Source organism: Thermococcus fumicolans, from assembly GCF_055386755.1.
Map to the genome: position 1 here is coordinate 1,276,887 of NZ_AP042424.1, position 21,315 is coordinate 1,298,201.

Genomic DNA, 21,315 nt, shown 5'->3' on the forward strand with positions numbered 1-21,315 from the left:
CCAGGGGTGATGGAAATGGCCGAGAGCGTTGGAAAGAACGAACAGCTTGAGAGGCTCGCTTACGAGTATCAGATCCTCCAGGCTCAGGCTCAGATCCTGGCCCAGAACCTCGAGCTCCTCAGCCTGGCAAGAAACGAGCTTTCAGCCGTTAAGGAAACCCTCGAGGGACTCAAGAACCTGGAGGACGAGAAGCCGGAGATCCTGGTTCCAATAGGCGGAGGTTCATTCCTCAAGGGCGTTATCGTCGACAGGGAGAACGCGATCGTGAACATGGGCGCTGGTTATTCAGCCGAGAGGCCCCTGGAGGAGGCCATCCAGCTCACAGAGCGCAGAATAAAGGAGTACGATGAGGCAATAGCCAAGACCCAGGAGGGGCTCAAAAAGCTCGAGGCCCAGCTCCAGTCCCTCGCGAAGAGGGCCCAAGAGCTTCAGAGGTAGCCCCTTTAAATTCTCCTGTTTTCCGCCGGTACTCGGTTTCTGTGGGGATGAAAAAAGTTCAGAGTGCGGAGACCTGGAAGAGTCCCTCCATAAGCCTGCCGAAGAGATAGCTCAGGAACGCCGCCCCCAGGCCCGTCGCCACCATCTCGACGACCTTCGTCCTTATTGAGATTCCCGAGAGCACCGAGATGAGCGTTGCGACCACGGCCAAGGCCGCTCCGGCAAGGGCTATGGAGATCGGTAGCGCCACGAGGGAGGATGGGGCCAGGAAGTAGGGGAGCACTGGAAAGACCACCCCGAGGATGTAGGCCAACCCGGTGTAGAGCGCCGAGCGGAACTCGTTCTCCTCGCTCTCCTCCCCAACCAATAGCTTTAGCAGTGCCTCGTGCTTTGAGGAGAGCTTCTCGGCCACTTCCGCCGCTATCTCCTCCGGCAGGCCGCTCTCGCGGAGCCTCCCGAGGAGCTCCTCCTTAGCCCTCCCGGGGGAGACCTTGAAGAGAACCTCCATGCGCTTCCTCACGCTCTCGTTCACCTGCCTCTGCGAGCGGACGGAGATGAAGGCCCCGATCGCCATCGAGAGCGCCCCAGCCACGCCGACTATGAGCCCGCTTATGCCGACTATCCGGGGGGCGTTGACGTAGACCGCCGAGAGCCCCGTAACAGCACCGAGGAGCTCCACCAGGCCGTCGTTCATACCCAGGACGAAGTCCCTCACATTCTCAGTGTGGAACCTCTTCTTGGTCTCGGCGAAGAAGTGCTCGTGCTCCAGCTCGTCCAGAATTACCTCCGAGAGGGCTTTCCTCTCGTCCTCACCGAGCTCAAAGCTCGTGAGGAACTCGAAGTACTTCTCAACCGCCGAGTTCTCACCCATCTCAAGGAGCGAAGCCACCGCCCCGGGCCCGAGGAGCTTTCTAAGTAGTTTTATCGAGATTAGCTTTAGCCTCCCGATCTTCACGCGAGGCACTGGGGCGTTTCTCCTCACGAGAAAGTCGTGCCAGAACTTCGCGTGCTTGGACTCTATGTTCGAAAGCCTCAGAAACTCCTTTTTCAGTGTCTCGTCCTTTTCATCCTTCGCCAGCCTCGCGTAGAGGACTGAATCCTGGTATTCGTCGACGTAAAACCCCCTGGCCAGTTCGACCTCCCTCATCCTCATCCCCCTTAACAAAACGGAGGGGCAAGTTATAAACCGCTCGGCCCGGATTAGCCCCTGGCCAGGTCGTCACGGGAGCCGTCCCTGAGCCGGTAGGCCACAACGTACCTTCCGTGTTCGAAGTCGTCCTCCTCGGCCTCCACGACTTCTTCCGGCTCCAGATGGAGCCCGAAGTCAAGGGCCTCCCATTTTATGTCGTCGAAGTAGTCGTAGAGCCCGCAGGTGGCGCAGAACGAGCCCTCAAACTCTATCAGCACGTCTTCCCCATCCACCTTTACGATCCTCGCCCTCGCCTCGCTCCCGTGAAGCCTGTTGAATTCTTTAATTACATTTTCAAGTTTTTCCACAATCCATCCCCCCAGCCCAACTTTCCGAAAATGTACTGGGCAAAACCACGATCCCGAAGCTCTATGGAGCGCACGTTCCTCATTCTTCGCCATACTTAGTTCCCAATTCAAACTTAAAAGGTTTTTGTTAGGGCAAAGATCGTGGGAACTGAGAACACAAACCCATCAATCTTCGGCTTGTGTATCCAACGTGCGAGCCAAAAGAAGACCTCCCCACCCCATCAACCAAACAGGTCTGTTTAACATACCAGAATTCTTAAATACCCTCACTGAAAACTAAACCTGGGATGAGACGCGACTACACCCTCTACCTTTTCGCCGCACTGGGGAGCTTTCTGGTCGTCTACATAGCCCTGCCCCTCGTGGTCATCTTTACTAAACAGGCCTCCGACCTTGGGATGCTCACCAGGACCCTAAGGGACCCCCTGGTCAGGGAGGCCCTAACGAACTCCTTCGTAACCGCAACGGCGACGGCCGTAATAGCGCTCCTCCTCGGGGTTCCGCTGGGCTACTCCCTGGCCAGGCTCCAGTTCCCAGGGAAAAGCTTAGTACAGGCCCTCGTTGACGTGCCAATCGTCATACCCCACTCGGTCGTTGGAATAATGCTGCTCGTCACGTTCTCCAAATCCATACTGGACAGCTACACTGGGATAATAGCGGCTATGCTCTTTGTTTCTGCACCCTTCACGATAAACGCGGCCAGGGATGGCTTCTTGGCCGTTGACGAGAAGCTCGAGAGCGTGGCCAGAACCCTCGGTGCGTCGAGGCTGAGGGCTTTCTTCTCGGTCTCCCTTCAGATAGCGCTCCCCTCAATACTCACCGGGGCCATAATGACGTGGGCCAGGGCCATAAGCGAGGTCGGCGCGATACTCATAGTTGCCTACTACCCCAAAACCGCCCAGGTTCTCGTCCTCGAGTACTTCAACAACTACGGCCTGAGGGCTTCGCGGCCCATCTCAGTCGTGCTGATGGGAATAAGCCTGTCCGTGTTCGTGGTTTTGAGGTGGCTCGCTGGGAGGGCTCAGAATGCTTGAGCTCAGGTCGGTCTCCAAGGACTACGGGGATTTTCACCTCAGGGGGATCTCGTTTGAGGTTTCGGAGGGTGAGCACTTCATAGTCCTCGGCCCAAGCGGCGCCGGAAAAACTGTCCTCCTTGAGGTCATCGCCGGCATCATAGAGCCCGACTCTGGCAGGATACTGCTGAAGGAAACCGACGTGACCCACTGGCCGCCCGAAAAGCGCGGCCTGGCCTACGTGCCTCAAAACTACGCCCTCTTCCCCAACATGAGCGTCTACGACAACATTGCCTTCGGCCTCAAGGTAAGGAGGGCTCCCAGGTTAGAAACCGAAAGGAAGGTCAGGGAAATAGCGGAAGTGCTCGGGATAGACCACCTCCTTCATAGAAAACCCAGAACCCTAAGCGGCGGAGAGCAGCAGCGCGTTGCCATCGCGAGGGCTCTAGTTGTCGAGCCACCCTTGGTGCTCCTCGACGAGCCCTTCGCCAACCTCGACGTCCAGACGAGGGGGAAGCTGATGGGGGAGATGAAGCGCTGGAGGCGTGAACTTGGCTTTACAGCACTCCACGTCACGCACTCCTTTGAGGAAGCCGTGAGCCTTGGGGATAGAATAGGGGTCATGGTCGGCGGGAGGCTCGTCCAAGTGGGGCCGGTTCGGGAAGTGTTCTCCAGACCGGCCAGCGAGGAAGTTGCCCGGTTCCTGGGGTTTGAGAACATAATCGAGGGCGTTGCCGAGGGGAACCTCCTGAGGGCGAACGGGGTCGAGATAGAGCTCCCCGTCACCGCCAGCGGGAGAATTCGGGTCGGCCTCAGGCCCGAGGACATAATACTCTCCAAGGAGCCCCTAAAAAGTTCGGCCAGAAACGAGTTCAGGGCGACGGTTGAGTCCGTCGAGGAGCTGGGTCCGCTGGTGAGGGTGCATTTGAGGGCAGGAGGCATCCCATTGAGAGCATTTATAACCCGCTCCTCGATGCTCGAGATGGGAATACACGAGGGGGAGGAGGTGTGGGTGAGCTTCAAGGCCACTGCACTGCACGTGTTTTAGTGCTGTTGCTACCACTGGAGTGAGTCTAACAGATTTTGCACGGCTATGCCGCCTCCGCGCAAAATTCGAATAGAAAACCCTTATATACTATGGGAGTGCAGAACATGACGATGGCCCATGAACGCCGTAATGAAACATAAGGACACCGACATCATAAGGGAGGTCCTCCCGTGGGCCAGGTCTGACTACCTCGATTCGGTTATGGAGGAGAGAAAGCGCGAGATGAGCGAAGTCCTGGAGATAATCGACGCCCTTTCCCTCTCGGAGATCCCCGAGGAGGTAAGGGACGTAATAAAGAGACCCAGGTGGGAGGTTTTTCTAGCGGATTAGTACAGAACCACCTCCACCTTTTCTCCCTCTAGGTAGCCTTCACTGTCCTCTGGGATTAGTATGTAGCCGTTGCTCTCAACGAGCGAGCTTATTATCCCGCTCCCCCTCTTTTTAATTGGCATCGCGTAACCGTTTTCGTACCAGACCTTGACGAACTCCGCCCTTCCAAGCTGGCTCGGTACTCTCTCGGCAAGCTTTGCCCTGACTCTGACCTCGTAGTTCCTTGCACCGACGAGCTTTGCAAGTGCGTGCTTCACGTAGAGGTGGAACTGGGCAAAAACTGCAACCGGGTAGCCGCTCATGACAAAGGTTCTCTCGCCGTAGCCTATCGGACGGCCGGGCTTTATTGTAGTGCCGTGGAAGAGCAACCTAACGAAGCGGTGGGCGAAGTCCCTGTCTCCAAACGCTGAACCGCCGGTTACTAAAACCAGGTCGTTCTCTTCCCTGGCCTTTCTTATTGCCTCACCTATGGCTTCCTCCTCGTCCGGGAAGATGCCGTAAAACCTGGGCTCGCCGAAGTATTGCTTCACAAGCCCCTTGAGCATGACCGAGTTGCTCTCGAGGATCTTTCCTGATTTTAGAGCTTCTTCATCGTACTCCTCGATGAGCTCGCTCCCGGTGACGATTATACCAACGCGGGGCCTTCTCTTGACCCCCACCGACTTGAAGCCGAGACTTTTAAGGATTGCCAGATCCTGGGGCCTTAGAATCCGGCCCTTTCTCAGGACTGTCTCGCCCTTGCGGACGTCTTCTCCTTTCATGGCCACGTTCTGACCAGGAGCTACAGGCCTTAAAACCCTGATTACGCTTCCTTCCCTCTCGGCCATCTCCTGCATGAGGACTGCGTTTGCACCCTCGGGGATCTTGGCCCCCGTGAGGAGCTTCACAGCTGTCCCAGGCTCGACTTTGGCTTTGCTCTCCTCCCCGGCCGCTATCTCGTCTACAACCCTGAGCTCAACCGGGTTGTATTCTCTCGCCTGGAAAGTGTCCTCTGCCCTCAGGGCGTAGCCGTCGACGGCGGCCCTGTCAAAGGGTGGACTGTCCATCGGCGAAACAACGTCCTCCGCCAGAACCCGGCCTAAGGCCGACTCCAAAGGAACTTCCCCAACTTCCCCTATCTCGGCCAGATCGTTTAGGAGAATGGAGAGGGCTTCTCTATAGGGCGTCAACTTCTTGAACTCCCTCATGACTACACCCCCAGAGTTTTCAGCCAGTCCACACGCTTAAAATCTGAATCAAAGGTGGCGATGTGCCTGACGTTATGATTCCTACAGACGAGCACAATCTGGGCATCGGATGGCAGCAGGTGGTACCTCTCCATTATCTCGTACAGTTCATCCATGCGGAATGAATCACTGACGATTAAAACCCCGATCTCGTCAAGGAGGGAATTAAGGGCTTCAACAACCTCAGAGAAAGGCTTCCAGCCGTTCTTTGCTATAAACTTCCTCAGGCTGTGTTTTCCCTTTATCCCGAACCTCTCCCTGCCCACTATGAGGGCCAGCGCACCTAGGGTCTCCCTGTAAACTGTGGGGGAAATCAAGAAGGCCCAGGAACCCGACAGTATTTCTTCGGCGACGTCGGCCTTTTCGCCGTCCACCAGATACTCCACGAGGACGCTGGTGTCGATAAAGAGAAGATCGCTCAAAGTTCCTCAGCCTCCTCAATGGCCCAGGACACTAGGTCTTCGCTCACTTTCCCGATGATTCCCCTGAACCTCGCTATCCTCTGCCTCTTGTCCTCGTCCACCACGATGTTCCTCCCGCCAGTTATCGTGACGATCTTAAACCTTCCCGTTTTCTCCATGATACCACCATGGAAATTTACTTCGTTTCACTTAAAACTATTCACCAGCGTGCTTCAGCACGTGGCCGGCTTCGTTCAGAATGATCTTCACCCCGGTTTTGGCCGCTCCCAGACTTCCGGGAAGGCAAAACACAGCCATAGCCCTACCGGAGCTCCTTATTATCCCAGCGGTCGCCCTCGTCATTATCGCAGCAGTTCCTATCTCCCCGTAGCTGGCAAGCCTGAAGATCTCCCCGAAGGACAGCTCCTTATCGAAGAGGGGCCTAACGCTCTCTATCGTCACGTCCCTGCTGGCGATTCCCGTGCCTCCGGAGGTTATCACCACCTCCGCCCCGGCTCGGAAGGCGTCCACTATTGCACCCACTATCTCCATCTTCTCGTCCGGGACGATTTTGTAGAGAACCCTCTCGTGACCGGCCTTTTCAAGCTCTTCCACCAGGAATCTTCCGCTTTTGTCCTCCTTTTCCCCTCTACTTGCCGTATCGCTGACAGTTATGACGGCGAACCTGAACTTCTTAGGTGCCCTCTTTCTGTGCTCCTCAGCTCCCATAGGTTTCACCCCCTCTGGATTGGATTTTCCGGTTAATAATGTTTCTCCTGTTAAAAAAGAGCGCTTAACATCCGGGAAAAGGGTTTTTAACGGCACTCCCAACTCTAGTGTGGTGGTGCCCATGTACATGGCGGAGTTCAAGCTCAGGTACGGAAATAGAAAATGGTACGTTAGAAGGATAATAGAGGCATCAAGCCTTGAGGAGGCCGAGGAAAAAGCCAGACGCTACGCCGCCGGCATGAACAAGGGAGAAGTCTCCTGGGAGCTCAGCTACGTAATCGAAGCCGAGAGGCCCCTTATAGTGGGGGACGAGGAGCTGAAAAAGATAGGGGCCTGATCATCGAGATCCCTTCTTTTTTGGGCTTATCTCGCCCGAGATGTTTGTGAGGATCGTTTCCCTGACCTCGTCAACGTCTTTCGTGTGTCCGAGGGCCCACATGAGCTTCACGAGTGTTGCCTCTTTCGTCATGTCTCCGGCGGGGATAACGCCGGCTCGGAGGGCCCTCCTGCCCACCTCGTACTTCGTCAGATCAACGCCGCCGTAGAGTGCCTGGGTCGTCATTACTACCGGCTTCTCGTGGGCCACCTCCGATACCGCGGAGAGCAGATCCCTTCCCCTGTACGGTATCCCCCCGGCACCGTAGCCCTCAAGGACGACGCCGTCAACCGACTCGGAGAGCTTGAGGAAACCCTCCGGCGACAGGCCCGGGGTGAGGCGGACGTGGATGACGTTGGGATCAAGGGCGGGGTCGAACTCGGGCTCTCCCCCCGGGGAAAGCTCCGGTCTGTGCCTGATTACAAGTTTGTCTCCCTTCACGTAAGCTACGTCCGGGTAGTTTATGCTCTGGAAGGCGTTGAGGCCGAGGGAGTGGACCTTTGATACCCTCGTGCCGAGCATGATCTTGTCCATGAAGGCAACGTAAACCCCCGGGAACCCCTGGGAGGCAAAGGTAAGGGCGGTTTTTATGTTCCTCGGCGCGTCGCTTCCCGGTTCGGTTATCGGGAGCATGGAACCCGTGAGAACCACCGGAACCGGCGGGTTCCTTATCATGAAGCTCAGCGCTGAGGCAGTGTAGGCGAGCGTATCCGTGCCGTGGGTGATGACTATTCCGTCGTACTCGCCAAAGGCCTCGAAAACAGCTCTCCCTATTACTCCCCAGTCCTCGGGCTGGATGAGCGTGCTGTCCAGGTTGAGAACGTCCCTGCTCTCAATCTCAACGCCGTCGTGCCTCTCCACACCGGCAATGTCAAGGACCTCGTCGACTGTGAGTGCCGCCTTGTAGCCGTCCTCGGTCTTCGCGCTCGCTATCGTGCCCCCGGTTCCGAGTATGAGAATTTTCAAATCCCTCACCCCCCAAAAATAGCCGGGAACCTTTTTAGTCTTTCCGACAAAAAAGATGGAGAAAAAGGGAGGATTTTTGAGCATACGTCAGTCTTTATCCCTGATCCAGAACATCATGACAAAGGCGAGGAGGTTCATCGAGGCCGCGTAGAGGAAGGAGTAAGTTAGGGAGTAGCTCTGCCAGAGCCAGCCTGCTATCACAGAGGCAGGAAAAACGAAGATCCCAAAAACCGTGTGGTAGGCCCCTATCACAGTGCCCTTCTCGAAGTCCTTCGCCAGGTCGGCCATGTAGGCCCTTGGAACCGTATCTTCGATCGCTATGTAGATCCCGTAGAGGAGGAAAGCCAGAACAAGGGTTCCAAGTCCCCGGGCGTAGGCGAACGTCAGCGAGGCTAGGGCTGAAATGAGAAAGCCCGCCGTAATGAGCCTTTTCTTGCCCACCCTGTCCGAGTAAACCCCTATTGGGTAAGCCGAGAGGGCGTACATGAGGTTGAAGAGCGCGTAGAAGGCCATCTCGCCTTTGAGGGAGTAGCCAAGCTCCCCGGCCTTCCAGAGGGTGAAGGCGTAGCTGTACCTGCCGAGCGCACCAACGGCTATCACCAGGAGGAAGAGGCGAAGGTTCCGGCTTTTCAGCGCTGAAACGCCGGTTATCTTCTTCTTAACCTCCCTCCCCCTGTCCTTGACCAAAAAGATGATTATCAGGAGGGAAATCAAACCGGGAATCGCAGCGGCTAGGAAGAGGTAGCGGTAGGCCCTCTCGACCTCAATACCGCGCATGAGGTAGAGAAACCCTATGCCGACCAGGGGGCCGGCTACCGCCCCAAGGGTGTCCATCATCCTGTGGAAGCCGAACGCCTTTCCGGTCCTCCCCTTCTCGGAAGATTCGGCTATGAGCGCATCCCTTGGGGCCGTCCTAATCCCCTTCCCGACGCGGTCGAGGATCCTCAAGCTTAGGAAGTCCCACCAGTACCTCGTAAACGCGAGAGCACCCTTTGCAAAGGTCGAGAGGGTGTAGCCGGCGAAGATGAAGACCTTCCTCCGCCTGAACCGGTCGCTGATGTAACCAAAGGCCACCTTGAAGAGGGAGCTGAGGCTCTCTATTGCCCCCATTAGCGTTCCGCTCAGGAGCTCACCCGTCCCCAGGACGTCAGTGAGGTACTTCGGGATCACGGGGTTTATCATCTCGCTGCTCATGTCGTTGAGAAAGCTCACCAGGCCGAGGACGAAGACGTTCCAGCTTATTCCGAAGACATTTCTCTCCCGTTTCAGCCCTTTCTCTGTCATTTCAACCACCCAGGAGCTCCATGCAGAGTTCCCTCAGCTTTTCAATCCCATCTTCCAGAGCCTTAACTCCAACCTCGGTTATCTCGTAGACCCTGACCCTTTTTCCTCCTCTTACCTCCCACCTGCTCCTGAGAAATCCCTCGCTTTCGAGGGAGTGGAGGAGGGGGTATATCGTCCCCGGACTCACCCTGTAGCCGTGCCTCCCGAGCTCTTCCATCATGAATGTCCCCGTGATGGGGCCTTCCTTCGCGTGGTGGAGGATGTGGAGGGTGAGGAAGTCCCGGTACTTCATATCGAACACCGATATCGAAAAGCGATATAGAGGTTTATAAGGTTTCGGGGGCACAAAATTGAAAAATAAACTCAAAGCTTCACGATGTGCACCGAGCACGATATGCAGGGATCGAAGGCCCTCACGGTTTCCTCGAGCCTCTGCACCATGTCCCCCTCGTCGGCCTCGCCGTAGAGCTCTCTGGCCTCCTTCAGCAGACTGGCCTCCATCATCGCGTGGTTCAGGGCGGTGGGAGTTATTATGTTGGAGTAGGCTATCTTGCCTTCGGAATCGGTGCGGTAGTGATGTATGAGGACTCCTCTAGGTGCCTCGACGTAGCCTATGCCTTCCCCTTCCCTCGGCTCCACCGGGACGTTCTCTCCGCTGATCCCGCGGTCGAGCAGGGTCCTCGCTATCTCGTTGGCCTTTTCGAGGGAGTAGACCAGCTCTATTGCCTGGGCCAGGTTGTTGTAGCTGACGTAGCCCGTCTCAAGCTTCTCCCCCTGCTCCTCGAAGAGCCTCTTTGCTTCGGGTGTCAGCATCTCGCCCTTCAGGAGAAGCCTCGGCAGCGCTCCAACGAAGAAAGGCTCTCCTTTATAGCGGCTCTGCTTTGCGAAGCTGTAGACGAGGGAACGCTCCTCTATCCTCTCGGTGTAGTGGAACGGTTCTTTGTCTTCGGCAATCAGCCTCTCGCCGTACAGGTAGCCGTCGGTGGCGACGAAGTGCTTTGCTTGCTCTCCGTAGGGTTCTAACTGTGCGAAGAGCCTCACGGCCCTCTTTGCTAGCCTCAGCAGGGCTTCACTCTGCCTTTCTATCTCCTCCAGCTCCTCGACCGTTGGATACCTGCCAAAGCCGCCGGGCTTGACGTTGATGCCGTGTATCTCCCTCCCGCCGATGAGCTCCCTTATCCTGTTCCCGAAGGCCTTCAGAGCGAGCCCCTCCTTAACGAGCTCGCCGTGTTTGGTTGCCATTCTTATGGCGTCCGGGTAGCCAAAGACGTCCGGCGCAACCAGAAGGTAGAGGTGCAGCGCGTGGCTCTCAAGGAACTCTCCAATCAGGCCGAGCTCCCTCAAGAGCTTTATCTCCTCCGGAACCTCGACTCCAAAGGCCCTCTCTATGCCCATCACCGAGGCGACGCTGTGGGCGAGGTAGCATATCGCGCATATCCTGGCCTCGAGGTCGGGGACGTCGTAGTAGTGCCTCCCCAGGGTCAGTAGCTCGAAGAAGCGCGGGCCTTCAACGATTTTGAGCCTGACGTCCTTTACTTCTCCATCTTCAATGACGATCTCCGCCTTCCCGTTGCCCTCGACGCGGGTAAACTCGCGCAGTTCGATTATCATGGCTCCCACCTCGCGAAGGTCTTGAACTTCCTAACTATGTAGTCGTCATCGTAGCCGAGACCCTTGAGTATCTCGTACTCGCTCGCTGGGTTCACCTCGCCCGACAGAGGACCGCGGCAGCCTATGCAGCCGAGACCCGACTTTATGCAGGCCGCGTTGCAGCCGCCGAGGGTTATCGGGCCGAGGCAGGGGAGGTTCTTCTTCACGAGAACGCACTCGTACTCGTTGAGCTTGCACTCGACGCAGACCGGGTAATCCGGCCTGGCCGGGTCGATTCCCTTGGCGATGTTCATCAGCGCCTGGTAGAGCTCGTCCTTGTCATAGGGGCAGCCTGGGATGGCTAAATCCACCGCCACGTACTCCACCGCGGGCTTTGAGTCGAGGGCCTTCATCGGGTTGCCCTCGTCGCTGTAGACTGCCTTCAGCTTCTCCCGTATGGGAAGTTCAACGCTCGCCTGAACCGAGCCGTAGGTGGCGCAGGTTCCCAGGGCTATCAGGTAGTTGGAGTGGTTCCTGGCCTCCTTGAGTAGCTCAAGGTCGCGGTGGCTCGAGACGGTACCGGTTACGATGGCAACGTCGAAGTGGCCCCCTTCGTGTGCGCTCGACGCCATGTGGAACTCGCCTATCTCGTAGAACTCCAGGAGGTCGAAGAGCCTCTCGTAGAGGAAGAGCATGTTGAGGGCACAGCCCCCGCAGTCGGTGAGCTCGAAAACACCAAGCTTTAGCTTCTCCATCATATCAACCCCCTTGTGGAGAGGGCGTCCCAGTAGGTAAAGACCGGCCCGTCTCTGCAGATATACTTCATGGAGACGCTGGTTCCGACGATGCAGTGGCCGCACTTGCCGATTCCACAGCGCATTCTCCTCTCAAGGGTCATGTAGATTCTCCCCGGTGATAGCTTCCGGTTAAGGAGCTCCCTGATGACGAACTTGTACATGACCGGCGGACCGCAGATGAGGGCGTAGGCCTTGTCCACGTCGAACTCCTCCCCCCTGAACAGGTCAGTAACGACGCCCTTGCACACCCTGTCGGAGAAGCCCCTCTCAAGGTATATGCACGACGGGCTCTCGACCTCGTACGCGAGCTTTACGGAGCAGTTCATCGCCTCGCCGTGCTTGAGGAGGTGTATTATCTCGTCCCTGAAGAGAATGTCCTCGTAGGCTTTGGCACCGTAGAGGAGCCAGATGTGCTCGTATTTTCCAGAATCAATCGCGTACCACAGGACTGACCTCAAGGGCGCCATTCCGAGGCCGCCGGCGACGAGAATAAGGTTCGAGCCCTCCATCTTCTCCATGGGGAAGCCGTTCCCGTAGGGCCCGCGGATTCCTACAGTGTCGCCTTCTTTCATTTTGTGGATAAACTTCGTCATTCTGCCGACCTTTCTGATGCAGAGCTGGAGGTAGCCCCTCCTCGTTGGTGACGAGCAGATGCTTATCGGGAACTCCCCGAAGCCCCTGATGTCAACGATGACGAACTGGCCTGGCCTGAAGTCGAACTTATCCCCCGCCTCCGGGTCGGTGAAGCGGAGCGTGAAGAGCTTCTCCCTGGGGGTCAGGTCTTTGACCTCCAGAATCCTGGCGTCGTACGAGACGTACGGGTTCTCACTCATTGCAGGGACCCCCTTACCTCGTCGAGAACCTTAACGTGCTCTATCTTGGCCGGGCAGAACTCGTCGCACCTACCACAGCCGACGCAGTTGAAGCCGGCCGAAGGGTCGAAGTAGCTCTTGCAGTAGTAGCGATGCCTGAAGCGGTCCAGTCGCGTGGGCCTGAAGTTGTGGCCGCCTGCAACAAGCCCGTGGCTCTCCATGAAGCAGGAATCGTAACGCCGCTCCCTCACTCCCTCGTAGGCGTTGAGCCACCTATCGCACACCTCGTAGCAGCGGCACGTCGGGCAGACCATGTTGCAGTTGCCGCAGGCTAGGCAGACATCGGCGTACTTCTTCCAGACAGGGCTGTTGTATGCCAGATCGAGCATGTCCGCGAGGCCCTCCTTGTTGAGCTTCCTCTTGAAAGAGTTCGCTCGCTTTTCCTCGAAGGCCCTGAAGTTCGCGAGGTCTTCCTCGGTCACCTCCTCAAAGAGCCCCTCGTTCTCCCACGCGACCTCGTGTCCCCTAACGCTTCCCACCCTGACCAGCCAGCCGTCGGGGAGCTCGTGAAGGAAGAGGTCGAAGCCGTCCATGGCGAAATCGGTTCCCAGGCTCCTGCAGAAGCAGTACTCGTCCGGCATGCAGCTTATCCCGACTATGAAAGCGGCCTCGCGTCTGGCCTTGTAGTATGGGTCAGCTGGCTCGTCGAGGTACACCTTGTCGAGAATCTTCAGCCCGTGGATATCGCAGGAATGCACCCCAAAGAGGACAAAGGGCTTGCTCTCAACATCGCTCTCCCACCTGCCGTTTTTGAGTCGGAGGATAACGTCCCTGGGCCTCACGAAGAACTTCTTGGGGGGCAGCATGGTTCTTGTGTAGCCGAATTCTATCCTACTGGGGTCGTCGACCTTCTGGAATGAGACTATGTTCCCAGTCCTAACGGGAGCGTACACTTCCCCAATGCGAAGAAGAGCACTGAAGAGGCCCTTAAAGTTCTCGAGTGGCAACTTAACGTACCTCAAGGTCATCACCTTTCCATTAACGTCCACTTATGCGTATTTCTCTTCCGGATGATTTAAGCATTCTTGGAACTTTTGGTTTAAAACCAAAAGTTTGGAAATACCGAAGTGTTTTATACTACCTCACCGAAGTTTCAATCAGGTGGTATCTGTGTTCAGGATACGCAGGAAAGAGAAGCTTGCCCGGGGGATAAACCTCTTCGAGATCGAGGCACCGAGGATAGCGGAGCACGCTGAACCGGGTCAGTTCGTCACAATACGGCTCCACGAGAGGGGGGAGAGGATACCGCTTACCATCGCGGACATGGATCCGAATGAGGGCACTATAACCCTCGTCGTTCAGGAGGTCGGGAAGACCACCCACGAACTCGGAACCTACGGCGAAGGCGACGTGATCTTCGACGTTCTCGGCCCGCTGGGAAGACCCACGCACGTTGAAAAGGTCGGAACAGTGGTCATGGTCGGTGGCGGTGTGGGGGTCGCCGAGATACATCCAGTGGCAAGGGCCATGAAGGAGGCTGGGAACGAAGTCATCTCGATACTCGGATTCAGGAGCAGGGAGTTCGTCTTCTGGGAGGAAAAGCTCGGCTCGGTGAGCGATGAGGTAATAGTCACGACCAACGACGGGAGCTACGGGATGAAGGGCTTCACAACCGACGCACTCCGCGGGCTTATCGAAAGCGGTAGGGGAATAGACCTGGTTCACGCCGTTGGCCCGGTCGTGATGATGAAGGCCGTGGCGGAACTGACGAGAGAACGGGGAATAAAGACGCTCGCGAGCTTGAACCCCATAATGGTCGATGGGACGGGCATGTGCGGCGCCTGCCGCGTCACCGTCGGCGGTGAAGTCAAGTTCGCCTGCGTGGACGGCCCGGAGTTCGACGCCCATCTCGTGGACTGGGGGGAGCTGATGAACAGGCTGAACTACTACCGCGATCTGGAGAGAATAAGCTTTGAGAAGTGGAAGAGGGAGAGGGGGATGGTCTAAATGCCGAAGCTCATCAAGGAGCGCGTTCCAACGCCGGAGAGGTCGCCTAAGGAGAGGGCAAGGGACTTTGGGGAGGTCAACCTCGGCTACACCTTCGAGCTTGCCGTTAAGGAGGCCGAAAGATGCCTCCAGTGTCCGGCCGATTATGCCCCGTGCATCAAGGGCTGTCCGGTGCACATCAACATTCCCGGCTTCATCGGGGCGCTGCGCGAGCATAGAGACGACCCACACATGGCAGCAAAGGAAGCCCTGAGGATAATATGGGCTTGCAACTCCCTGCCGGCGATAACTGGTAGGGTCTGCCCGCAGGAGGAGCAGTGCGAGATGCGGTGCGTAGTCGGCAAGGTCGGGGATCCGATAAACATTGGAAAACTTGAGCGCTTCGTTGCTGACTACGCGCGAGAGCACGGCATAGACGAGGAACTCCTCCGCGAAAATGCCGGAAGGGTAAAACGGAACGGGAAGAGGGTTGCCGTTATAGGGAGCGGGCCGGCAGGCCTAACCTGTGCAGCAGAGCTGGCGAAGCTCGGCTACGACGTTACAGTCTTCGAGGCCCTCCACGAGCCGGGGGGAGTTCTCATCTACGGGATCCCAGAGTTCAGACTGCCCAAAGAAATCGTGAGGAGGGAACTTGAAAACCTCAAGAAGCTAGGGGTTAGGGTGGAAACAAACACCCTCGTCGGGAAGACGATAACCTGTGAGGAGATACTGGAGGAGTTCGACGCGGTCTTCGTGGGGACAGGTGCAGGGACCCCCCGCATCTACCCGTGGCCGGGGGTGAACCTCAATGGTATCTACACGGCTAACGAGTTTCTCACGCGTGTCAACCTCATGAAGGCCTACAGGTTCCCGGAGTACGACACGCCGGTGAAGGTCGGGAAAAGGGTCGCGGTGATCGGAGGGGGCAACACGGCCATGGACGCGGCCCGCTCCGCACTGAGGCTGGGGGCAGAGGTGTGGGTTCTCTATAGGAGGACAAAGGACGAGATGACCGCCAGGGAGGAGGAGATAAAGCACGCCGAGGAGGAAGGGGTTAAGTTCGCATTCCTCGCCTCACCAAAGCGCTTCATCGGGGACGAAAACGGGAACCTCCGGGCGATAGAGCTTGAGAAGATGGAGCTAGGTGAGCCCGACGAGAGCGGGAGGAGAAGGCCGGTACCGACCGGAGAAACCTTTACAATGGAGTTCGACAACGCGATCATAGCCATCGGCCAGATTCCGAACAAGACCTTCTACCAGAGCGCCAGAAACCTTAGGGTTGACGGGAGGGGGAGGATCGTAGTGGACGAGAACCTAATGACGAGCGTTCCGGGAGTTTTCGCAGGAGGAGACGCGATAAGGGGTGAGGCGACCGTTATTCTGGCCATGGGGGACGGGAGAAAGGCGGCGAAGGCAATCCACGAGTACCTCAACTCCCAATAATTCTTTAATTCTTCAATTCCTGAATTCAATTTTTGCATAGGCTTTCGACGAGCTCAACGACCCTTGGCAAGGCCCGTTCAACCTCGCCGCTCAGCTCCATGCCGAGGTCTATCTCTTTGGCGACTATCCCAACTAAGTGTATATCCGCCTTTGCAAGCCTCTCGTCGAGCACCATCAGGAGCTTAAGGCCGTCGATGACCCCCATGAAGTGGGCGCTTCTTATCTCCCCCTTCAGCTTCTCGAAGACCTCCTCGCCCTCCAGGTGGATTATCTCCCCCGGCTCCAGCTTATCGCTCAGAATCGCGTCGATGATGATGAGCCTCTCCTCCCCACTGTAGTGGTTCGCGAGCCGGAAGATGTCCGTGCCAACCTCGAGGACGTTGTAGCCCTTCTCAAGCAGAATTCTGCCGGCCTTGAGCCCAACGCCGTCGTCCTTCATGAGTTCGTTGCCGAGTGCGAGGATTAGGGTTCTCAAGTTCTCACCCCGTTATGATTGGAACGCCCTCTTTCTCAGCGGGAGCTTTGAAGTCCTCATCGAGTGTCGCCAGGGAGAAGCCATGCTCTATGCAGGTTGCCAGGATAAGGGCATCATTGGGGAGCATGGCGTACTTTTGGATGATGGTCATCGCCTTAAAAACGGTGCTCTGCTCTACAGGAATGAATCCAAAGCTCCTGAGAACCTTAAAGACCTCCTCGATTTCTGAGGGAAGTTTATTCGGATTTCCTTTCATTGTCCTGGGAGAGCTCCCAAGATAGTGGCCGAGAAGTATGTACACAACCTCGCTGAACACCACGTCGTTGATGTGGAGCACCACGTCAGCATTTTCAAAGGACTCCAGCAACTTCACAGCCCGCTCGTTGCCTTTAAAGTACTCAATGAGCACGGAGCTGTCAATGAGTAAGTCCTTCATAGTACTCCTCCTTAAGCTCCTTCCACGATTTTTCGGTTTTTAGAACGCCTTTGAGCTTTTTCAGGTTCTTAAACAGCTCCTCCTTGTGGGAAAGGTACCATGCCCTTGCTTCCACGTCTTTTTTGAACTCCTCAGCGTACTCCCTGGGAACCTTGACGCGAATCGTAACATCAACAAGCTCTTCCGCCACTTTGACACTCCCCTAAACTCTCTCGTCATGAAACCTTAAAAAAGTTGAGAAATCAGAGCCTCGCCACGTGCACGGAACAGGAGATGCACGGGTCGTAGGCCCTTACGACCATCTCCGCGAGGAGCTTGAGCCTCTCCGGGTCATCGTTGTAGTGCTTCTCGGCCATCATCCTGACGTGCTCCTCCATCATGGCGAGGTTGAACGCCGTCGGGGTTATGATGTCGGCGTAGTTGACCTTTCCGTCCTTAACTTCAAGGGCGTAGACGAGAATTCCACGCGGTGCCTCGGTGGTGCTGACGCCGAATCCGTCCCTTACTTCCACCTCGTCCCTCGGCTTCACAGGCCACTTCGCGAGGGCTTCGTCTATGAGGTCTATCGCCCTCTCCGTGAAGTAGACGAGCTCCAGCGCCTGGGCGAGGTTGTTGGCGAAGGGGTTGGTCGCCCTGAGCAGGTCTCTGTGGCCCTCGTAGAGCTCCTTTGCCCTTCCGTAGAGCTTGTCGGCGTGGTTGACGACGCGCGATATGGCACCGGTCATGAAGGGCTTCTCCCCGTTGTAGAAGCTGTGCTTGGCGAAGCTGTGCTCCACAACGCGCTCGACCATGTGCTTCTTGTAGTCCTCGCTCGGGAACTCGAAGCCGTCGCTGACGCTTATGGCGTCTCCGTAGATTCCGTAGGTACCTCCCCTCGGCTTCACGGCCATGTGGATTATCGGCCCCTCGACTTCCCCATACTGCTCCAGCTTCGCGAAGAGTTCAAAGGTGTACTCGGCCTTCGGCAGGGCCTCCTTGAGGCGCTTCTTCATAAGCTCGAGGGTCGCTTTGCCGGGGAGCTTCCCGAAGCCGCCAAGAACGGCGTTCTCCTGGTGGATCGCCCTGCTTCCGAGCTCGTCCATCATCCAGCTCCCGAGGTTTTTGAGCTCCAGGGCGATGCCTATCTCCTTCTTGTACTCGTCCACCATCTTGAGCGGGTTGGAGTAGCCGAGGTAGTCGGGGAGCACCAGGAGGTAGAGGTGGAGGGCATGGCTCTCTATCATGTCACCTATGTAGAGAACCTCTCTGAGGGCCTGAATCTCCTCGCGCGGGGTGAAGCCGACCGCTTTCTCCGCTGCTTCCACCGCTGTGAGCTTGTGCGCCGCCGAACAGAAGGAGCATATCCTCGGGTAAACCGCTAGAGCCTCGTCGAGCTTCTTGCCTATGGTTATGGCCTCGAAGAAGCGCGGCCCCTCTATGATGTTGAGCTTGACCTCCTTGACGCCATCGTCGCCAACTACAATCTCAACCCCGCCCTTGCCTTCCACCCTCGCTATGTGGTCAACGGTGATCGGGAGGTAGAGGTTCTTCATGCTCATTCTTTCACCCCCTCGAATATCCTGTTAACCATCTCCTCGAGCTTCGGGTTGTGGGCGTTGAATATCTTCATGCGCTGGAGTATTTCTTCCTTTGTGAGGCCCTTCTCCCTGAACGTCCTCGCGAGGGAGTCGAACCAGGCGACGTCGTAGCCTATTGCGCCTCTGCAACCGATGCACGCTATCCCGAACCCTGGACAGCGGGCGTCGCAGCCCGCCCTCGTGATCGGGCCGAGGCACGGCTCGCCCTTCTCGATGAGCACGCAGGGGTAGCCCTTCAGCCTGCACTCAACGCAGACCGGGTAGTCGATGTCCTCCGGCCATGAGCCTGCCAGGAAGGTGCCTATCGCGTAGAGGAAGTCTCTCTTCTCCGGCGGGCAGCCGTAGAGGCGGTAGTCAACCTTAATGTACTCCTCGACTGGCTTTGCCTTCTTGGGCTGGAACTTGACCTTTCCATCTCCGTAGACGGTCTTCCAGAGCTCGTCGAGGGGCTTGTCTGTCCAGCTCTGCACTCCTCCCTGGGTTGCACAGGCTCCAACTGCGACCACTATCTTGGCGTTCTCGCGTATCTTCTTCACCAGCTCAACCTCTTCCTCGGTTGAGACGCTCCCCTCGATGAAGGCTATGTCGACGGGCTTATCCTCGAAGCTCTCCCTCTCCACCATGAACCAGCAGATGATTTCAGCGTTCGGAAGCAGCTGGAGAAGCTCGTCCATCATCGCGAGCTGGAGCTGGCAGCCGTAGCATGAGGTGAGGGCGTAAAACCCGATGCGGACCTTTCCGTTTCCTTCCATCTCCACCACCTCAGTCCAGCAATCCCGGCGTCGATACTATGTCGAAGTACGTGAAGACCGGGCCGTCCTTGCAGATGTACTTCCAGCTGGTGCTCGTTCCGACGTTGCAGTGGCCGCACTTGCCGATTCCACACTTCATCTTCCTCTCCAGCGTCACGAAGATGTTCTCCGGGCGGTAGCCGTAGTTGATGAGCGACTCGAAGACCGACTTGTACATCCTCGGCGGGCCGCATATAGCTACCGCAGTCTTCTTCGGGTTGGTGTTCGCCTCAACTATGAAGTTCTGGGGCCTGCCGTGCCTTCCGGGCCAGTCCGGGTCGCGCGTGACGCTCTGGATTATCCTGACGTTCTCGGCCTCCGCGAGGTCTTTCATTGCCTCAAGCTCCTTGTAGAACAGGAGGTCCTTTCCATACCTGGCGGTGTTGATGAAGGTTATGTTGCCGTACTTCCAGCGGTTGTCCATGGCGTAGAGGAACACGCTCCTGAGCGGGGCCGTTCCGAGGCCGGCGGCGATGAGGAGTAAGTCCATGTCCTCCCAGTCGTCAACGGGGAAGCCGTTTCCATAGGGGCCGCGGACGAGGACTGTATCTCCTGGCTTGAGCCTGTGGATGACGGTGGTGACCCTTCCGGCCTTTCTGATGCACAGCTCGAAGAAACCCTTCCTCATGGCGGATGAGCATATGCTTATCGGCACCTCGCCCACACCGGGTATTGTCAGCTGGACGAACTGCCCCGGCCTGAAGGTCCACTTCTCGGCGAGCTCGGGGTCCTCGAAGCGGAAGAGGAAGAGCTTCTCCGTCTCGGTGAGCGGGTAAACCTTGAGCACCTTGGCTTTGTGAAGAGCGTAGGGGTTCTCCTCGGGCATCATTATCTCCTTCGGCAGGTTTAGCGCCTCGCTCATATGTCCTCACCCCTTATCTCGGCCGCGTAGGCGAAGCCTCTCTTCGGAATCTCCTCACTTACCTCGGATGGACAGGATTTTTCCTCAAGGCCCAGGATAGTGCGCAGGTTCCTGACGAAGCTTATTCCGGCCGGGCAGAAGTAGGTGCACCTTCCGCAGCCAACGCAGTAGCTTACCCCAAGCTTCTCGTTGTAGGAGTTCTTGCAGAGGTAGCGGTTCATGAAGCGGGCCTTTTTGGTGGGCCTGAAGTTGTGGTTCCCAGCGACCAGTCCGTGGCTCCTGAGCTGGCAGGAGTCCCAGCGCCTCTCGCGGTAACCGGTGTTACCGTCGAGGTTGACTACGTCCTGCACCTCGTAGCAGCGGCAGGTCGGGCAGGTGGTGTTGCAGTTGCCACAGGCGAGGCATATATCAGCCTGCTCGTCCCACATCGGGTGCTCCATCTCGAGTTCCAGCAGATAGCGCAGGTTGCTCCAGTCCTCGTGGTATTTGAATGCCTGTGAGCGCTTGTTCTCGAACTCGCGGAAGTTGCATATGTCCTCGGTGGTGACCTCCTCGAAGAGCTTGATGTTCTTGTCCACTATCCTGTGGCCGGTGGGAGTTCCGACGCGGACTAGCCATCCATCTGGGAGCTCGTGGAGGAACAGGTCGAAGCCGTCGTCGGCAAAATCAGTCTCGCGGAGGTTGCAGAAGCAGTACTCGTCCGGCATACAGCTTATGCCGATTATGATTCCCTTCTCCCTGCGGACCTTGTAGTACTTGTCCGGGAGCTCGTCGAGGTAGACAGTGTCGAGTATCTTGAGGCCAAAGATGTCGCAGGCGTGGACGCCGAAGAGCACGAAGGGCTCGACGTCCTCGATGGTCTCCCTGTATTCAGCCTCCTTTATGTTGAACTCGAAGAGCTTCTCCCGCGGCTTGAAGAAGAATTTCTTCGGCGGCATTATCGTCCTGTTGTAGTGGAACTCGACCTTCTCCACGTCGTCAACTTCCCTGAAGTCGTAGAACTTCTCCGAAATCTTCACCGGGGCGTAGAGCTTGCCCCACTCCTTGAGCCTTTCAAGGAAGGCGTGCGTGTTCTCCCTCGGGAGCTTAACGTATCTCAACCCAATCACCTCCGATGAACATAAATATACACGTGTCCATATCTATCCCCTCAATTAAGGCTCCGGCGGGGGCTAAAAAAGCGTTTTTAAACCCGAAAATTCTAAACCAAAGGTTGAGAAGAGTTCGCCGGGCCTAAC

Annotated in this window: 27 protein-coding genes; 7 read left to right on the forward strand and 20 right to left on the reverse strand. The window is 56.9% G+C overall.

The features are described 5' to 3' along the window. Positions 1-15 precede the first annotated feature (15 nt). The gene (pfdA, locus tag ACZ5AM_RS07035; RefSeq protein ID WP_464916044.1) at positions 16-438 is read left to right on the forward strand and encodes a prefoldin subunit alpha; all 423 of its coding nucleotides are present in this window, start codon (positions 16-18) and stop codon (positions 436-438) included. A 58-nt stretch (positions 439-496) separates the two neighbouring features. Here the strand turns inward: pfdA and ACZ5AM_RS07040 are convergent, their stop codons facing one another. Both ACZ5AM_RS07040 and ACZ5AM_RS07045 read right to left on the reverse strand, forming a co-directional pair. Continuing rightward, positions 497-1,585, reverse strand: coding sequence for a VIT1/CCC1 transporter family protein (locus ACZ5AM_RS07040; RefSeq protein WP_464916045.1), 1,089 nt, complete (start codon positions 1,583-1,585; stop codon positions 497-499). Between the two features lie 53 nt (positions 1,586-1,638). After that, positions 1,639-1,935 (reverse strand): hypothetical protein, encoded by a 297-nt coding sequence (locus tag ACZ5AM_RS07045; protein WP_464914319.1) that lies wholly within the window; start codon positions 1,933-1,935, stop codon positions 1,639-1,641. A gap of 287 nt (positions 1,936-2,222) precedes the next feature. Here ACZ5AM_RS07045 and wtpB point away from each other — a divergent pair, with 287 nt between their 5' ends. The 3 genes from wtpB to ACZ5AM_RS07060 all read left to right on the forward strand — a co-directional run bounded on the left by wtpB (position 2,223) and on the right by ACZ5AM_RS07060 (position 4,326). Next, positions 2,223-2,969: a tungstate ABC transporter permease WtpB gene (wtpB, locus tag ACZ5AM_RS07050; protein ID WP_464914320.1), complete on the forward strand. Its 747-nt coding sequence runs from the start codon at positions 2,223-2,225 to the stop codon at positions 2,967-2,969. Next, the gene (wtpC, locus tag ACZ5AM_RS07055) at positions 2,962-3,996 is read left to right on the forward strand and encodes a tungstate ABC transporter ATP-binding protein WtpC (RefSeq protein ID WP_464914321.1); all 1,035 of its coding nucleotides are present in this window, start codon (positions 2,962-2,964) and stop codon (positions 3,994-3,996) included. Before wtpB ends, wtpC begins: the two co-directional genes overlap by 8 nt. 117 nt (positions 3,997-4,113) lie before the next feature. Then, positions 4,114-4,326 (forward strand): hypothetical protein, encoded by a 213-nt coding sequence (locus ACZ5AM_RS07060; protein WP_464914322.1) that lies wholly within the window; start codon positions 4,114-4,116, stop codon positions 4,324-4,326. Here ACZ5AM_RS07060 and ACZ5AM_RS07065 read toward each other — a convergent pair. From ACZ5AM_RS07065 to ACZ5AM_RS07080, 4 genes are read right to left on the reverse strand one after another with little or no spacing between them, the layout of a single operon-like run. Then, on the reverse strand, positions 4,323-5,513 hold the full coding sequence (locus ACZ5AM_RS07065) for a molybdopterin molybdotransferase MoeA (protein WP_464914323.1): 1,191 nt from the start codon (positions 5,511-5,513) through the stop codon (positions 4,323-4,325). The two genes, ACZ5AM_RS07060 and ACZ5AM_RS07065, sit on opposite strands and share 4 nt — an antisense overlap. Before the next feature lie 2 nt (positions 5,514-5,515). Next, positions 5,516-5,974 (reverse strand): PIN domain-containing protein, encoded by a 459-nt coding sequence (locus ACZ5AM_RS07070; RefSeq protein ID WP_464914324.1) that lies wholly within the window; start codon positions 5,972-5,974, stop codon positions 5,516-5,518. Continuing rightward, the gene (locus ACZ5AM_RS07075; RefSeq protein WP_464914325.1) at positions 5,971-6,132 is read right to left on the reverse strand and encodes a hypothetical protein; all 162 of its coding nucleotides are present in this window, start codon (positions 6,130-6,132) and stop codon (positions 5,971-5,973) included. The genes ACZ5AM_RS07070 and ACZ5AM_RS07075 overlap by 4 nt, the downstream gene beginning before the upstream one ends. Before the next feature lie 37 nt (positions 6,133-6,169). Continuing rightward, positions 6,170-6,682: a MogA/MoaB family molybdenum cofactor biosynthesis protein gene (locus ACZ5AM_RS07080; RefSeq protein WP_464916046.1), complete on the reverse strand. Its 513-nt coding sequence runs from the start codon at positions 6,680-6,682 to the stop codon at positions 6,170-6,172. Positions 6,683-6,803: 121 nt separating this feature from the next. Here ACZ5AM_RS07080 and ACZ5AM_RS07085 point away from each other — a divergent pair, with 121 nt between their 5' ends. After that, on the forward strand, positions 6,804-7,019 hold the full coding sequence (locus ACZ5AM_RS07085) for a hypothetical protein (RefSeq protein WP_464916047.1): 216 nt from the start codon (positions 6,804-6,806) through the stop codon (positions 7,017-7,019). Here ACZ5AM_RS07085 and ACZ5AM_RS07090 read toward each other — a convergent pair whose 3' ends face one another. The 7 genes from ACZ5AM_RS07090 to ACZ5AM_RS07120 form a co-directional block, all read right to left on the reverse strand. Beyond that, positions 7,020-8,024: an asparaginase gene (locus ACZ5AM_RS07090; RefSeq protein ID WP_464916048.1), complete on the reverse strand. Its 1,005-nt coding sequence runs from the start codon at positions 8,022-8,024 to the stop codon at positions 7,020-7,022. Between the two features lie 87 nt (positions 8,025-8,111). Further along, entirely contained in the window at positions 8,112-9,308 is a 1,197-nt protein-coding gene (locus tag ACZ5AM_RS07095) for an MFS transporter (protein ID WP_464914326.1), read from the reverse strand. Between the two features lies 1 nt (position 9,309). Beyond that, positions 9,310-9,600 carry a PadR family transcriptional regulator gene (locus tag ACZ5AM_RS07100; protein ID WP_464916049.1) on the reverse strand — a complete coding sequence of 97 codons (291 nt, stop codon included), beginning with the start codon at positions 9,598-9,600 and terminating at the stop codon, positions 9,310-9,312. Positions 9,601-9,671: 71 nt separating this feature from the next. Continuing rightward, on the reverse strand, positions 9,672-10,919 hold the full coding sequence (shyA, locus tag ACZ5AM_RS07105; protein ID WP_464914327.1) for an NAD(P)-dependent hydrogenase/sulfhydrogenase 2 subunit alpha: 1,248 nt from the start codon (positions 10,917-10,919) through the stop codon (positions 9,672-9,674). Then, a complete protein-coding gene (gene shyD / locus ACZ5AM_RS07110; RefSeq protein ID WP_464914328.1) occupies positions 10,916-11,656 on the reverse strand; it encodes an NAD(P)-dependent hydrogenase/sulfhydrogenase 2 subunit delta in 741 nt (246 codons plus the stop codon). Before shyD ends, shyA begins: the two co-directional genes overlap by 4 nt. Continuing rightward, positions 11,653-12,528, reverse strand: coding sequence for an NAD(P)-dependent hydrogenase/sulfhydrogenase 2 subunit gamma (gene shyC / locus ACZ5AM_RS07115; protein ID WP_464914329.1), 876 nt, complete (start codon positions 12,526-12,528; stop codon positions 11,653-11,655). The genes shyD and shyC overlap by 4 nt, the downstream gene beginning before the upstream one ends. After that, the gene (locus ACZ5AM_RS07120) at positions 12,525-13,529 is read right to left on the reverse strand and encodes a 4Fe-4S dicluster domain-containing protein (protein WP_464914330.1); all 1,005 of its coding nucleotides are present in this window, start codon (positions 13,527-13,529) and stop codon (positions 12,525-12,527) included. Before ACZ5AM_RS07120 ends, shyC begins: the two co-directional genes overlap by 4 nt. Before the next feature lie 148 nt (positions 13,530-13,677). Here ACZ5AM_RS07120 and ACZ5AM_RS07125 point away from each other — a divergent pair, with 148 nt between their 5' ends. Both ACZ5AM_RS07125 and gltA read left to right on the forward strand, forming a co-directional pair. Further along, the gene (locus tag ACZ5AM_RS07125) at positions 13,678-14,514 is read left to right on the forward strand and encodes a sulfide/dihydroorotate dehydrogenase-like FAD/NAD-binding protein (protein ID WP_464914331.1); all 837 of its coding nucleotides are present in this window, start codon (positions 13,678-13,680) and stop codon (positions 14,512-14,514) included. Continuing rightward, a complete protein-coding gene (gltA, locus tag ACZ5AM_RS07130) occupies positions 14,515-15,936 on the forward strand; it encodes an NADPH-dependent glutamate synthase (RefSeq protein ID WP_464914332.1) in 1,422 nt (473 codons plus the stop codon). Positions 15,937-15,961: 25 nt separating this feature from the next. On the opposite strand, the gene ACZ5AM_RS07135 is transcribed toward gltA, so the two are convergent. The 7 genes from ACZ5AM_RS07135 to hydB are packed head-to-tail and all read right to left on the reverse strand — an operon-like array spanning position 15,962 to position 21,177. Beyond that, positions 15,962-16,411 (reverse strand): hydrogenase maturation protease, encoded by a 450-nt coding sequence (locus ACZ5AM_RS07135; protein WP_464914333.1) that lies wholly within the window; start codon positions 16,409-16,411, stop codon positions 15,962-15,964. 4 nt (positions 16,412-16,415) lie between these two features. Continuing rightward, positions 16,416-16,847: a type II toxin-antitoxin system VapC family toxin gene (locus ACZ5AM_RS07140; protein WP_464914334.1), complete on the reverse strand. Its 432-nt coding sequence runs from the start codon at positions 16,845-16,847 to the stop codon at positions 16,416-16,418. Then, positions 16,828-17,037 carry a hypothetical protein gene (locus ACZ5AM_RS07145; RefSeq protein WP_464914335.1) on the reverse strand — a complete coding sequence of 70 codons (210 nt, stop codon included), beginning with the start codon at positions 17,035-17,037 and terminating at the stop codon, positions 16,828-16,830. Before ACZ5AM_RS07145 ends, ACZ5AM_RS07140 begins: the two co-directional genes overlap by 20 nt. Before the next feature lie 52 nt (positions 17,038-17,089). After that, complete coding sequence (gene hydA, locus ACZ5AM_RS07150) at positions 17,090-18,379, reverse strand: NADPH-dependent hydrogenase/sulfhydrogenase 1 subunit alpha (protein ID WP_464916050.1); 1,290 nt, start codon at positions 18,377-18,379, stop codon at positions 17,090-17,092. Positions 18,380-18,381: 2 nt separating this feature from the next. Next, complete coding sequence (gene hydD / locus ACZ5AM_RS07155) at positions 18,382-19,176, reverse strand: NADPH-dependent hydrogenase/sulfhydrogenase 1 subunit delta (RefSeq protein WP_464916051.1); 795 nt, start codon at positions 19,174-19,176, stop codon at positions 18,382-18,384. A gap of 10 nt (positions 19,177-19,186) precedes the next feature. Then, a complete protein-coding gene (hydG, locus tag ACZ5AM_RS07160) occupies positions 19,187-20,077 on the reverse strand; it encodes an NADPH-dependent hydrogenase/sulfhydrogenase 1 subunit gamma (protein WP_464914336.1) in 891 nt (296 codons plus the stop codon). Continuing rightward, positions 20,074-21,177: an NADPH-dependent hydrogenase/sulfhydrogenase 1 subunit beta gene (hydB, locus tag ACZ5AM_RS07165; protein ID WP_464914337.1), complete on the reverse strand. Its 1,104-nt coding sequence runs from the start codon at positions 21,175-21,177 to the stop codon at positions 20,074-20,076. Before hydB ends, hydG begins: the two co-directional genes overlap by 4 nt. Between the last annotated feature and the right edge of the window lie 138 nt (positions 21,178-21,315).